Here is a 12,958-nt window from a genome sequence, read left to right on the forward strand (position 1 = left end):
GAGTCCGGGACCTATATGGAATGACCGATCACTATGATGTGGTTGTGGTGGGCGGCGGCCATGCGGGTTGCGAGGCGGCCAGCGCCGCCGCGCGCGCCGGCGCGAGCGCCGCGCTGGTGACGCTGCGTTTCGACACGATCGGCGTGATGTCGTGCAACCCTGCCATCGGTGGGCTCGGCAAGGGGCACCTGGTGCGCGAGATCGATGCCATGGACGGGCTGATGGGCCGTGTGGCTGACGCAGCCGGCATCCAGTTCCGCCTGCTAAACCGCCGCAAGGGTCCGGCGGTGCGCGGCCCGCGTACACAGGCCGACAGAAAACTCTATCGCCTTGCCATGCAGGAAGCGATTCGGCAGCAGAACGATCTCGAGGTCGTGGAAGGCGAAGTTCTCGATTTTGAGATCTCCGATGGAAAGGTCGCGGCGGTTCTCCTGGCTGACGGCCGCCGGCTTGCCTGCGGCGCCGTGGTGCTGACGACGGGAACCTTCCTGCGCGGGCTCATTCACATTGGTGAAAAGAAGATCGTCGCGGGCCGCATGAACGAGAAGGCCAGCATGGGCCTGTCGGCGACGATGGACCGCGCCGAGTTCAAGCTCGGGCGCCTCAAGACCGGCACGCCGCCGCGACTGGACGGACGGACCATCGATTGGGCGTCGCTGGAAAGCCAGGCGGCGGACGAGAATCCCGTACCCTTCTCGCTGATAACCGACCGCATCGTGACGCCGCAGATCGATTGCGGCATCACCCGCACGACGACAGCCACGCATGAGCTGATCCGCGCCAATCTTGGCCGCTCGGCGATGTATTCCGGCTCGATCGAAGGGGTTGGGCCGCGTTATTGTCCGTCGATCGAGGACAAGATCGTCAAGTTCGGCGACCGGGACGGGCACCAGATCTTCCTCGAGCCGGAGGGGCTCGACGACCACACCGTCTATCCCAACGGCATTTCGACCTCGCTGCCGGAAGACGTTCAGCTGGAGATATTGAAGACTATTCCCGGTTTGGAGCATGCTGTCATGCTGCAGTCGGGCTATGCCATCGAATATGATCATGTCGATCCGCGCGAACTGCATCCCACGCTAGAGACCAGGCGCGTTGCCGGGCTTTTTCTGGCCGGGCAGATCAACGGCACGACCGGCTATGAAGAGGCCGCTGGGCAGGGCCTGCTCGCCGGCCTCAATGCGGCGCGGCGGGCGGCGGGCGGAGCACCGATCGTGCTCAGCCGCACCCAGGCCTATATCGGCGTGATGGTCGACGATTTGACCAGTCGCGGCATCAGTGAACCCTATCGGATGTTCACGTCGCGGGCCGAGTTCCGGCTCTCGCTGCGCGCCGACAACGCCGATGAGCGGCTAACGCCGCTGGCGCAGACGCTGGGGATCGCCTCGCCGGAGCGGATGCAGCGTTATGGCGATGTCATGCAGCGGCTGGACGAAGCGCGCCAGATGGCGCTTTCATTGACCATGACGCCGAACGAGGCGGCACGGCACGGTTTGGAGATCAATCGCGACGGCGTGCGCCGGTCCGGCTTTGAATTGCTGGCCTATCCCGGTGTCGATGTGGCTTGGCTGGCTGGGGTTGAACCGAAATTTCAAGATATCGACGCCAAGACCGCGGAGCGTCTCGAAACGGAAGCGAAATATTCGGTTTATCTGGATCGCCAGAGCACCGACGTCGCCCAGATCCGGCGTGAAGAGAGCCGGCTGATCCCGGACAGCGTGGATTTTGCCGGCGTGCCCGGCCTGTCCAATGAGCTGAAGCAGAAGATGCAGGCGCGGCGGCCGCGCTCCATCGCGGAGGCGCAGCGCATGGAAGGCATGACGCCGGCGGCGTTAGCGATCATCGTCGCGCATGTCCGCCATTGGGAATCGGTGAGGAAAGCCGAGCAGAGGGACGTTGCGTGAGTTCATTCTCCCGTGAGCGGCTGCAGGAGGCCGCCGGCCCGGTTTCACGTGAAACATTCGATCGCCTGGTGGCGTTCGAAGCGATGTTCCAGAAATGGAACCGCAGCATCAATCTGGTGGCGCAGTCGACCTCGGGCGATGTCTGGCAGCGCCACATCCTGGACAGCGCGCAACTTGCCGGGATAGAGCCCGATGCCATGCATTGGGTCGACATCGGTTCTGGTGGCGGATTTCCAGGGCTTGTCATGGCCTTTCTGCTCGGCGACCGCCCGGGCGCCAGCATCGATCTGGTCGAAAGCAACCGCAAGAAAGCCTCGTTCCTGCAGACCGTCGTCGGGCAGTTCAGCCTGCCGGCGCGGGTCGTGGCGCGCCGCATCGAGGACAGCCATGTGCTTGTTTCGAAGCCGGAAATCGTCACCGCACGGGCGCTGGCCCCGCTTTCGGTGCTGCTGGACCTGTCGGCGCCGTGGCTGACCTCGGGCGCGCGGGCGCTGTTCCACAAAGGCCGGGATTATCGTGCCGAAGTGCAAGAAACCGTTAACCGGTGGACCTTCGATCTGGTAGAACATCCAAGCGTGACCGACGCCAGCGGCGTCATCCTCGAATTGTCCAATGTGCGACCTGCCTGAACCGAGACGGGTCTGAGTGTTCGGCGACCCAAAGATGAATTTCTGGCATAGACCCATGATGAAGAACGGCCCTCGAATCATCACCGTAGCCAATCAGAAGGGCGGCGTCGGCAAGACCACCACCGCCATCAATTTGGCCACCGCGCTGGCGGCAATCGGCGAGAAAGTGCTGATCGTCGACCTCGACCCGCAAGGCAATGCCAGCACCGGCCTCGGCATCGACCGCAAGGACCGGACGGTCTCGTCCTACGATGTGCTGACGGGCGAACTGGATCTGGAAGCCGCCGCCATTCCGACCGCGGTGCCCGGCCTTTCCATCGTGCCTTCGACGCTGGACCTGCTCGGCATCGAGATGGAGATCGCCTCGGCACCGGACCGGGTGCTGAAGCTGCGCAACGCGCTGCGTGCCGCGACCGAGCGCGGGGCGCCCTTCGGCTATGTGTTGATCGATTGCCCGCCCTCGCTCAATCTTTTGACCTTGAATTCAATGGCGGCGGCCGATTCCGTTCTCGTGCCGCTGCAATGCGAGTTCTTCGCGCTGGAGGGTCTCAGCCAGCTGCTCGAAACCGTCGAGCAGGTGCGTCGCTCGATCAATCCGGACCTCACCATCCAGGGCATCGTGCTGACCATGTATGACGGCCGCAACAATCTGGCCAACCAGGTGGTGCAGGATGTGCGCGAGCATATGGGCGACAAGGTCTACGAGACGATCATTCCGCGCAATGTGCGGGTGTCCGAAGCCCCCTCCTATGGCAAGCCGGCCATTCTCTATGACCTGAAATGCTCGGGCAGCCAGGCCTATCTGCAATTGGCCTCCGAAGTGATACGCCGCGAGCGCAAATTGCGCGCCGCTTGATTAGAACCGATGCACACCTAGCAGCCGATTCGATACCGAAACGATCTGAATAGACGTGGAATAAAGATGAGCGAAGATCTCTCGAGGAAAAGACTGGGTCGCGGGCTGGCAGCACTGATCGGCGAGATCGATCGCCCGGCGGCCCCTGAAAAGACCGGCATGAGCGCTGACGGGAAGGTGCCGATCGAGTTCATCAGCGCCAATCCGAAAAATCCGCGCCGGCATTTCGGCGATGCCGAACTGACCGACCTTGCCCAGTCGATCCGCGAACATGGCGTGGTGCAGCCGGTCGTGGCGCGGCCTTCGCCGACGCAGGCCGGCCGCTACGAGATCATTGCCGGCGAGCGGCGCTGGCGGGCGGCGCAGCGCGCCGGGCTGACCGAGATCCCGGTCATCATCCGCGACGTCAACGATCGCACCGCGCTGGAACTGGCGATCATCGAGAACGTGCAGCGCGCCGACCTCAATCCGGTCGAAGAAGCGCAGGGTTACCAGCAGCTCATCGACGACCATGGCTACACCCAGGCCGATCTCGGCCAGGTCATCGGCAAGAGCCGCAGCCATGTCGCCAACACGTTGAGATTGTTGAAGCTTCCCGACGTGATCCGCGACATGCTGGTCGATGGCGCGCTGTCGGCGGGCCACGCCCGCACGCTGGTGACGGCGGAGGATCCGGCGGGCCTCGCCAAGCGCATCGTGGAGGAGGGACTTTCGGTGCGCCAGGCCGAAGCGCTGGCGCAGATGCCGGCCGGCGCCAGTTCCAACGGCACCAAACCAGCCGCGCCTGCCGCCGAAAAGGACGCCGACACGCTGGCGCTGGAAAAGCTGCTCACCGACACGACCGGCATGATCGTGACGGTCGACCACAAGGGCAAGGGCGGGGTGCTGCGGGTCGCCTATCGCAGCCTGGAACAGCTCGACGAGCTGTGCAGGCGGCTGAAGCAGGATTAACGTTTAGCCGGCAAAGCGTTGTTCCCGGCGGTCGGCGCCGCCCCTCATCCCCCTGCCGGAACCTTCTCCCCGTATAGAGACGGGGAGAAGAGGCTGGGTGTGCGACGCCGTCGCCTTTTCTGCGACGCCGGCGATTGGCGAAAGCAGCGACAAGAGCATCCCTCGCCCCCTTTACGGGGAGAGGATGCCGGCAGGCAGGTGAGGGGCAGCGCCGGCGGAAATCAGCTTGGCGCGGAGGGCGCGGGTCCAATTGAGATGTTGGCGGGACAGCGCCCCCTCTGTCCTGCCGGACCCGGCCCTTCGCTGTCGCTCCGCGCGTTCGTCGTTCGGAAAGCTAAGCAATTGGCTTCCCGTCCGCTACGCGGATTACTCCGAACCCCGACAAGGAGGAGATTGGCCAATTTCTCTACCGCTGCCCCAGCCTGGCGCTTTCAACCGCGATGCCGAGCAGCGCCTGCCTTGCGAGCGCGACGGACAGGTCGGGGCGCCGCCGCGTCTGCAGCACGGCCTGATGCAACCGGGTCAGCGCGCGGCCGAGCGCTTCGCTATTCCAGCGCTCCAGGGTCTTCTCCACCAGCTTGCGCCTGGAGAAAAAGACCGGCGGGCGCGCGGCGGCAACGACGGAAGCGGCGTTGCGGCCGCCGGTCTCCATCTGGCCGCGCATGACCTGGATCTGCTGTAGCTGCCGCATCGCCGAGGACAGCACCTGGAACGGCTGCCCGCCGCCCTGGCAGTGGCGCGTGAAGGCGGTGTCGAAGTCGCCGACCTTTCCTTCGAGCAGTGCGTCGACGGCGTCGTCGTAAGAGGCGCCGGACACGTCGCCGGACATGGCTCTGACCTCTTCCAGCCCGATCTCCTTCTGGCCGTGGGCATAGAGGACGAGTTTTTCGATCTCGCCGCGCGAGGCCAGCCGGTCGCCACCGAGATTGCGGCGCAGCGCCTGCCGCGCCTCCAGCGTCATCGCCATGGCGGCCTTGCGCAGTTCGTCGTCGATGACGGTGTCGATGTCACGGGCCTCATCGGCGTAGCAAGGCAGCGCCATGGCATTGTCCGCGCCCTCGACCACGGCGCGCAGTCCAACGCCTTTCTTCAAATCGCCGGCTTCAATGAGAATGATGGCGTCCCGCACCGGCTCCGCCGTCAGCGCCTTGACGTCGTCGGCCAGCGCCTTCTGGCCGCTGGCATTGCGCACCCAAAGCAACCGCCGGTCGGAAAACATCGGCACGGTGCGGGCCTCGTCGAGCAGGCGGCCCTCGTCGCGATCGACTTCCGAACCCTCGAGCCTGACAACCGAGAACGGGTCGTCGAGCGGCAGGCCGGTCTTTCCGGCAAACGCCTTCGCCCGCTCCGAGACAAGGCCGCGATCGGGGCCATAAAGCAGGACGATCGAGATGCGCGGATCAGGCCGCGCCAGCCAACCGTCGACCTCGTATGCCTTCTTCTGTGCCATGGAGGGTGGTTAGCATGATGCTGGGATGGAGTGAACGTCTTCCGGTTCGGATCGCCAACCTTGGCCCATTCCTCTCCCCGATCGACGGAGGACAGGAAGGGCGCCAAGGCTGGCGAAACCCCAATTTTTCCCCTGCTTGCGGAGGCACAAAAGGGGACATGGAACCAAGTCTCGCCAGCCAATCACTTTATCTGGCGACAAACACGGCACAACCATGCGCCAAATTGCGCGCGGCCGCCCAACATCGACAAGAAATTTCGCGGACATATCTTCATCTTGGGCGGGGGAGGCCGGATCGGCCGGCGCGGCCGGAACCGACACCCCGACGCATTCGCACTGGCGGCGTGGATATGCAAATATCCCTGCCAGGCAACATTGGAGGACTCGAGGTCATGGCCGATGCTGGGATGTTGCGGTTTCACGTTCCGGAGCCGGAAGTGCGGCCGGGCGGGACGCCTGATTTCTCCAATGTGACCATCGCCGAGGCCGGCTCCGTGCCACGCCCCGACATCGATGTCGATCCGCGCACCATTCGCGACATGGCCTTTTCGATCATTCGGGTGCTGAACCGCAATGGCGAGGCCGTCGGGCCGTGGGCCGGGCTGCTGTCCAGCGAGGAGTTGCTGGAAGGCCTGCGCAACATGATGACGCTGCGCACCTTCGATGCGCGCATGCAGATGGCGCAGCGCCAGGGCAAGACCTCCTTCTACATGCAGCATCTCGGCGAGGAAGCGGTGAGCTGCGCCTTCCGCAAGGCGCTCAGCCCCGGCGACATGAATTTCCCGACCTATCGCCAGGCCGGCCTGCTGATCGCCGACGGCTATCCGATGGTCACGATGATGAACCAGATCTATTCCAACGAGGCCGATCCGCTGAAGGGCCGGCAGCTGCCGATCATGTATTCGTCGAAGGAGCACGGCTTCTTCTCGATCTCGGGCAATCTGGCCACGCAGTACATCCAGGCGGTCGGCTGGGCGATGGCGTCGGCGATCTCCAACGATTCCAGGATCGCCGCGGCCTGGATCGGCGACGGCTCGACGGCGGAATCCGATTTCCATTCGGCGCTGGTGTTCGCCTCCACCTACAAGGCGCCGGTCGTGCTCAATGTCGTCAACAACCAGTGGGCGATCTCGACTTTTCAGGGCATCGCGCGCGGCGGCTCCGGCACCTTCGCGGCCCGGGGGCTCGGCTTCGGCATCCCGTCGCTGCGCGTCGACGGCAATGACTATCTGGCCGTGCACGCGGTGGCCAAATGGGCCGCGACGAGGGCGCGGGACAACCTCGGGCCGACGCTGGTCGAATATGTCACCTACCGCGCCGGCGCCCATTCGAGCTCGGACGATCCCTCCGCCTACCGGCCGAAGACCGAGTCCGACGCCTGGCCGCTCGGTGACCCGGTCGTGCGGCTGAAGAACCATCTCATCAAGCTCGGTGTCTGGTCGAACGAACGGCATGCGCAGGCCGAGGCCGAAATCCTCGACACGGTGATCGCGGCGCAGAAGGAAGCGGAAAGCCACGGCACGCTGCATGCCGGCGGCAAGCCGTCGACACGCGAGATGTTCGAGGGTGTGTTTGCCGAGATGCCGCCGCATCTCAGGCGCCAGCGCCAGCAGGCGGGAGTCTGAGCCATGCCAAGACGGACCATGATCGAGGCCATTCGCGACGCCATGGACGTGTCGATGGAGCGCGACGACAAGGTCGTCGTGTTCGGCGAGGATGTCGGCTTCTTCGGCGGCGTTTTTCGCGTCACGCACGGGCTGCAGGCCAAATACGGCAAGAGCCGCTGCTTCGACGCGCCGATCAACGAATCCGGCATTGTCGGCTCGGCCATCGGCATGGCCGCCTATGGTTTGAAGCCCTGCGTGGAAATTCAGTTTGCCGACTACATGTATCCGGCCTACGACCAGTTGACGCAGGAAGCGGCGAGGCTGCGCTACCGCTCGAATGGCGACTTCACCTGCCCGATCGTTGTCCGTATGCCGACCGGCGGCGGCATTTTCGGCGGCCAGACGCACAGCCAGAGCCCGGAAGCCTTGTTCACCCATGTGTCGGGCCTGAAGACGGTGGTGCCATCCAACCCGCACGACGCCAAGGGGCTTTTGATCGCGGCGATCGAGGATCCCGATCCGGTGATCTTCCTCGAGCCGAAGCGGCTCTACAACGGCCCGTTCGACGGCCATCACGACCGGCCGGTGACGCCATGGTCGAAGCACGAGCTCGGCGAGGTCGCCGACGGCCATTACACCGTGCCGCTTGGCAAGGCCGCCATCCGCAGGGCGGGCGCGGCGGTCACGGTGCTGGCCTACGGGACCATGGTCTATGTCGCGCAAGCGGCGGCCGAGGAGACCGGCATCGACGCCGAGATCATCGATCTCAGAACCCTGCTGCCGCTCGACCTCGACACGATCGTGGCTTCGGTCAAGAAGACCGGGCGCTGCGTCGTCGTGCACGAGGCGACGCTGACCTCGGGCTTCGGCGCCGAACTGTCGGCGCTGGTGCAGGAAAACTGCTTCTATCACCTGGAGGCGCCGGTCGTCCGCGTCGCCGGCTGGGACACGCCCTATCCGCATGCGCAGGAGTGGGAGTATTTTCCCGGTCCCGCGCGTGTCGGCCGCGCTTTGCTTGAAACATTGGAAGCCTAGAGTGGGGGAGGCCTGAGATGGGCGAACACATCATCAAGCTGCCCGATGTCGGCGAGGGTGTCGCCGAGGCCGAGCTCGTCGAATGGCATGTGAAGATCGGCGACATCGTGCGCGAGGACACGGTGCTCGCCGCCGTCATGACCGACAAGGCGACGGTCGAAATCCCGTCGCCGGTCGATGGCGAGATCCTGTGGCTGGGCGCCGAGATCGGCGAAACGGTGGCGATCGGTTCGCCGATCGTGCGGCTGAAAGTGGCGGGCGATGGCAATGTGAAAGCCGGCAAAGAGGCTGAACCGGCGACCGGGGCCGAGCCGCCCGCGAGGCTGCGAAGCCCGAAGCCCGAAGCCGCTTCGCCGCCCAAGCCGGCAAGACCCGCCGAGATACCGGCGAAACCCGCATCGTCGTCGTCGGCGCCGAAAACCGTGACGCGCTCCTCGGCTTCGGGCGCGCCGCGTCCGGAAGGCGAAAAGCCGTTGGCCTCCCCCGCTGTCCGCTTGCGGGCGAAAGAGGCGGGCGTCGATCTCAGGCAGGTGGCGGGGACCGGCCCGGCCGGCCGCATCGGCCACGAGGACTTGGAGGCGTTCCTGGCGCGCGGGCCGCAAGCGGCCAGGGCGCCGGGCCTCGCCCGCGACGACACCGTCGAGGACATCAAACTGGTCGGCCTACGGCGCAAGATCGCCGAGAAGATGACGCTGTCGAAGTCGCGCATCCCGCACATCACCTATGTCGAGGAGATCGACGTCACTGCGCTCGAGGAATTGCGCGCCGCGCTCAACAAGGAAAAGCGTGTTGCCAAGGGCGGCGCGGAGAGGCCGAAGCTGACCTTGCTGCCGTTCCTGATGCGGGCGATGGTCAAGGCGATCGCGGACCAGCCCCAGCTCAATTCCCTGTTCGACGACGAGGCTGGTATCATCCACCAGCATGGCGGCATCCATATCGGCATTGCCGCGCAGACACCGTCGGGCCTGGTGGTGCCTGTCGTCAAGCATGCCGAGGCGCGCGACGTCTGGGACTGTGCCACCGAGGTGGCCAGGCTGGCCGAGGCCGCGAAGTCAGGCACGGCGACACGTGACGAGCTGTCCGGCTCGACCATCACCATCACTTCGCTCGGCGCCATGGGGGGTATCGCGACGACGCCTGTGATCAACCACCCGGAAGTGGCGATCATCGGCGTCAACAAGATGATGGTGCGGCCGGTTTGGGACGGCACCCAGTTCATCCCGCGCAAGATGATGAACCTTTCCTCCAGCTTCGACCATCGGGTGATAGATGGCTGGGACGCGGCGGTGTTCATCCAGCGGATCAAGGCGCTGCTGGAGACGCCGGCCCTGATTTTCGTGGATTGAGGGAGATGTGATGCGTTCTCGAGTTTCCATTGGCGGGCGCCGCGCCGCCCCTCATTGCCCTGCCGGGCATTTCTCCCCGTATAGTGACGGGGAGAAAGACGCCGTTATCCATGGTTTCGCCAATCGGCAGCGTTGCAGACGAGGGCGCCAACATCGCGGCCAATCCCTTCTCCCCGTCACTATACGGGGAGAAGGTGCCGGCAGGCGGATGAGGGGCAGCGCTGGGTTGGATGGGAGGACGTTGACGGCTCTCATGACAAGGAAGCTGCCAACATGAAGGAAATCTCCTGCAAGCTGCTCGTCATCGGCGCCGGTCCGGGCGGTTATGTCTGCGCCATTCGTGCGGGACAGCTCGGCGTCGATACGGTCATCGTCGAGGTTGCGAAGCCCGGCGGCACCTGCCTCAATGTCGGCTGCATCCCGTCCAAGGCGCTGATCCATGCGGCGGAGGAGTTCGAGAAGGTTTCGAACATGGCCGGCGGCAACAGCCCACTCGGCATTTCGGTCACCGCACCGGTGCTCGACCTGGCCAGAACCATCGCCTGGAAGGACGGGATCGTCAGCCGGCTCAATAGCGGTGTCGCCGGCCTGCTGAAGAAGGCCGGGGTGAAGACCGTGCATGGCTGGGCGAGGTTTCGCGACGGCAAGACCGTCGAGGTCGAGACCGAGACCGGAAGCCAGGTGATCCGGGCCGAGACGATCGTGATCGCCACCGGCTCCGCGCCGGTCGAGTTGTCTTTTCTTCCCTTCGGCGGGCCTGTGATCTCGTCCACCGACGCGCTGGCCCTGAGTGAGGTTCCCAAGAAAATCGCTGTCGTCGGTGGCGGCTATATCGGGCTCGAACTCGGCATGGCCTTCGCCAAGATGGGTGCGGGGGTCACCGTGGTCGAAGCCTTGCCGCGCGTGCTGGCGCAGTATGACGCGGAGCTGACCCGGCCTGTCGTCAAGCGGCTCTCCGCGCTCGGCGTCGAGGTGATGCTGGGCGCCAGGGCCAAAGGGCTGTCGACAGACGGCGATGCCCTGCTGGTCGAGACATCGGACGGCAAGAGCACCAAGGTCGCCGCGGACAAGGTGCTGGTGACGGTCGGCCGCAAGCCGGTGACGGAAGGCTGGGGACTCGACCAGATCGATCTCGACAGGGCCGGAAAGTTCATACGGATCGACGACCAGTGCCGGACCTCGATGCGCGGCGTCTTCGCCATCGGTGACGTCACCGGGGAGCCGATGCTGGCGCACCGGGCGATGGCGCAAGGCGAAATGGTCGCGGAGATCGTCGCCGGCCACAAGCGCGGCTGGGACAAGCGCTCGATCCCGGCCGTCTGCTTCACCGATCCCGAGCTGGTGACGGCGGGTCTGTCGCCCGAAGAGGCCAAGGCGCAGGGCGGCGAGATCAAGATCGGCCTATTCCCCTTCGCCGCCAATGGCCGCGCCATGACCAAGCTCGGCGAAGACGGGTTCGTCCGCGTCGTGGCGCGCGCCGACAATCACCTGGTGCTCGGCATCCAGGCCGTCGGTCAGGGTGTGTCGGAACTGTCGGCGGTGTTTGGGCTGGCGCTGGAAATGGGCGCCAGGCTGGAGGACATCGCAGGGACGATCCATGCGCACCCGACGCAAGGCGAAGGGTTTCAGGAAGCCGCGCTCAAGGCGCTGGGCCACGCGCTGCATATTTAGAGCTCCCCCTCTCCCGCGTCAGGCGTAAAGGGGGAGGAGTTGCTCGATTGCCCCAGGCTCCTTTCCTCTCCCTCCGGAGGGGGGAGAGGTGGCGCTGCGAAGCAGCGACGGAGTGGGGGAAGCCGGTCCTCAGACGCACCGCCGCTGAAAACTCATCACAAGCCTCAATCAGTCAGGACGAGGCATCACCCCGGCTTGAAATAACAAGCCCGAGCCAGGTCGACGCCCACTCCGTCGAGCTTCGCTCGACACCTCTCCCCCGGTCGACGGGGGAGAGGAAAGGCGCCGGCGCTCACCCCGCCAGCCGGCTTACCATTTCATGCTGGGCATAGGCGCGGCCGAAGCGGTTGGCGAGGAAGGCGTCGAGCGCGATTTCCTCCTGCTTGACGAAGCCGGTCGCCGGCAGCGATCCGTCCGCCAGCATGTCGAGCACGGCGCAGATGCCAGACGCGGTGGTGATCTGGATGGCGCTGCGCACCGTCCGGCCGATGCGCCGGGAATAAATCTTGTTGGCGTAGGTCTCCTGCAGCAGGCGGCCGTTCCTGCGGCCCGAGACGGTGACGAAGACGATGACCACGTCCTGCAGCGTCGCCGGCAGGGCGCTTTCGAAAATGTCCTTCAGCACGTCGCGGCGGTGGCGCAGCCCAAGGTCGTTGAGCAGCGCCTTCATGATCGCGGCGTGGCCGGGATAGCGGATGGTGCGGTAGTTCAGCGTGCGTACCTTGCCCTTCAGCGTCTCGGCCAAGGTGCCCAGTCCACCGGAGGTGTTGAACGCCTCGTAGGTGACGCCGTCGAGCGAAAACTCCTCGCGCTCCTCCAGCGGCGGCACTTCGACCAGCTCGCCCTCGACGATCGCCTCGCAAGGCTCGCAATATTCGTTGATGACGCCGTCGGTGCTCCAGGTCAGATTGTAGTTCAGCGCGTTGGACGGGTATTGCGGCAGCGCGCCGACGCGCATGCGCACGCTTTCCAGCGTGTCGAAGCGGCTGGCGAGATCATTGGCGACGATCGAGATGAAGCCGGGCGCCAACCCGCATTGCGGGATGAAGGCGCTCTTGGCGGTACGGGCCAGCTCCTTGACCCGCCTGGTCGAGACGACGTCCTCGGTGAGATCGAGATAATGCACGCCGGCGCTGGCCGCCGCCTCGGCGATGCGCGTGGTGAGGTGGAAGGGGGCGGCGCTCAGCACCGCGAACTTGCCGGCGAGCGCGGCTTCAAGCGCACCGGGCGCCGCGATGTCGAGTTCCAGCGTCTCGACGCCGGCGGGGACTTCCGCCGCGGCGAGCTGCGCCGCCGAGCGGTCGAGGAGAGTGACCTGATAGTCGCCCGTCGCGGCAAGCATTTCGGCGATGGTCGAGCCGATCTTGCCGGCCCCGACGATAATGATTTTGTTCATGTTCAAATTCCCCTGCGATCTGCGTTTCCCAAAAACCATCGCAGCTTGCCTGTCGAAAGGAAGCGTGGAATTCTGCAAAGTGAACCCTATCTTTTACCGATCTGCCGAAGGGC

The 12,958-nt window shown here is 65.1% G+C and carries 10 protein-coding genes; 8 read left to right on the plus strand and 2 right to left on the minus strand.

The genetic code is table 11. The features are described 5' to 3' along the window. Positions 1 to 20 precede the first annotated feature (20 nt). The 4 genes from mnmG to FJ943_RS02335 all read left to right on the plus strand — a co-directional run bounded on the left by mnmG (position 21) and on the right by FJ943_RS02335 (position 4,340). Positions 21 to 1,904 carry a tRNA uridine-5-carboxymethylaminomethyl(34) synthesis enzyme MnmG gene (gene mnmG / locus FJ943_RS02320; RefSeq protein WP_140719584.1) on the plus strand — a complete coding sequence of 628 codons (1,884 nt, stop codon included), beginning with the start codon at positions 21 to 23 and terminating at the stop codon, positions 1,902 to 1,904. After that, on the plus strand, positions 1,901 to 2,533 hold the full coding sequence (gene rsmG, locus FJ943_RS02325) for a 16S rRNA (guanine(527)-N(7))-methyltransferase RsmG (protein ID WP_140719586.1): 633 nt from the start codon (positions 1,901 to 1,903) through the stop codon (positions 2,531 to 2,533). The genes mnmG and rsmG overlap by 4 nt, the downstream gene beginning before the upstream one ends. 55 nt (positions 2,534 to 2,588) lie before the next feature. Next, positions 2,589 to 3,389: a ParA family protein gene (locus FJ943_RS02330; RefSeq protein ID WP_031251964.1), complete on the plus strand. Its 801-nt coding sequence runs from the start codon at positions 2,589 to 2,591 to the stop codon at positions 3,387 to 3,389. A gap of 66 nt (positions 3,390 to 3,455) precedes the next feature. Continuing rightward, entirely contained in the window at positions 3,456 to 4,340 is an 885-nt protein-coding gene (locus FJ943_RS02335; protein ID WP_140719587.1) for a ParB/RepB/Spo0J family partition protein, read from the plus strand. A 406-nt stretch (positions 4,341 to 4,746) separates the two neighbouring features. Here the strand turns inward: FJ943_RS02335 and holA are convergent, their stop codons facing one another. After that, complete coding sequence (gene holA, locus FJ943_RS02345; RefSeq protein ID WP_140719589.1) at positions 4,747 to 5,790, minus strand: DNA polymerase III subunit delta; 1,044 nt, start codon at positions 5,788 to 5,790, stop codon at positions 4,747 to 4,749. A 392-nt stretch (positions 5,791 to 6,182) separates the two neighbouring features. Between holA and FJ943_RS02350 the strand changes: the two genes are divergently transcribed. From FJ943_RS02350 to lpdA, 4 genes are all read left to right on the plus strand, one after another. Further along, a complete protein-coding gene (locus FJ943_RS02350) occupies positions 6,183 to 7,415 on the plus strand; it encodes a 3-methyl-2-oxobutanoate dehydrogenase (2-methylpropanoyl-transferring) subunit alpha (protein ID WP_140719591.1) in 1,233 nt (410 codons plus the stop codon). Between the two features lie 3 nt (positions 7,416 to 7,418). Beyond that, positions 7,419 to 8,432, plus strand: coding sequence for an alpha-ketoacid dehydrogenase subunit beta (locus FJ943_RS02355; protein WP_140618177.1), 1,014 nt, complete (start codon positions 7,419 to 7,421; stop codon positions 8,430 to 8,432). Positions 8,433 to 8,449: 17 nt separating this feature from the next. Next, positions 8,450 to 9,778: a dihydrolipoamide acetyltransferase family protein gene (locus FJ943_RS02360; protein WP_140719593.1), complete on the plus strand. Its 1,329-nt coding sequence runs from the start codon at positions 8,450 to 8,452 to the stop codon at positions 9,776 to 9,778. A 273-nt stretch (positions 9,779 to 10,051) separates the two neighbouring features. Next, the gene (gene lpdA / locus FJ943_RS02370) at positions 10,052 to 11,449 is read left to right on the plus strand and encodes a dihydrolipoyl dehydrogenase (RefSeq protein WP_140719595.1); all 1,398 of its coding nucleotides are present in this window, start codon (positions 10,052 to 10,054) and stop codon (positions 11,447 to 11,449) included. Positions 11,450 to 11,741: 292 nt separating this feature from the next. Here the strand turns inward: lpdA and FJ943_RS02380 are convergent, their stop codons facing one another. Next, on the minus strand, positions 11,742 to 12,923 hold the full coding sequence (locus tag FJ943_RS02380) for a saccharopine dehydrogenase family protein (RefSeq protein ID WP_348642057.1): 1,182 nt from the start codon (positions 12,921 to 12,923) through the stop codon (positions 11,742 to 11,744). Between the last annotated feature and the right edge of the window lie 35 nt (positions 12,924 to 12,958).

The sequence above is a fragment of the Mesorhizobium sp. B2-3-10 genome (genome assembly GCF_006442275.1).
GTDB lineage: Bacteria > Pseudomonadota > Alphaproteobacteria > Rhizobiales > Rhizobiaceae > Mesorhizobium > Mesorhizobium australicum.

Bases quoted from the DNA above. Each gene is read 5' to 3' on its own strand.
- lpdA (WP_140719595.1), top strand. From the start codon at position 10,052: ATGAAGGAAATCTCCTGCAAGCTGCTCGTCATCGGCGCCGGTCCGGGC.
- FJ943_RS02355 (WP_140618177.1), top strand. From the start codon at position 7,419: ATGCCAAGACGGACCATGATCGAGGCCATTCGCGACGCCATGGACGTG.
- FJ943_RS02330 (WP_031251964.1), top strand. From the start codon at position 2,589: ATGATGAAGAACGGCCCTCGAATCATCACCGTAGCCAATCAGAAGGGC.
- mnmG (WP_140719584.1), top strand. From the start codon at position 21: ATGACCGATCACTATGATGTGGTTGTGGTGGGCGGCGGCCATGCGGGT.
- FJ943_RS02335 (WP_140719587.1), top strand. From the start codon at position 3,456: ATGAGCGAAGATCTCTCGAGGAAAAGACTGGGTCGCGGGCTGGCAGCA.
- holA (WP_140719589.1), bottom strand. From the start codon at position 5,790: ATGGCACAGAAGAAGGCATACGAGGTCGACGGTTGGCTGGCGCGGCCT.
- FJ943_RS02360 (WP_140719593.1), top strand. From the start codon at position 8,450: ATGGGCGAACACATCATCAAGCTGCCCGATGTCGGCGAGGGTGTCGCC.
- FJ943_RS02350 (WP_140719591.1), top strand. From the start codon at position 6,183: ATGGCCGATGCTGGGATGTTGCGGTTTCACGTTCCGGAGCCGGAAGTG.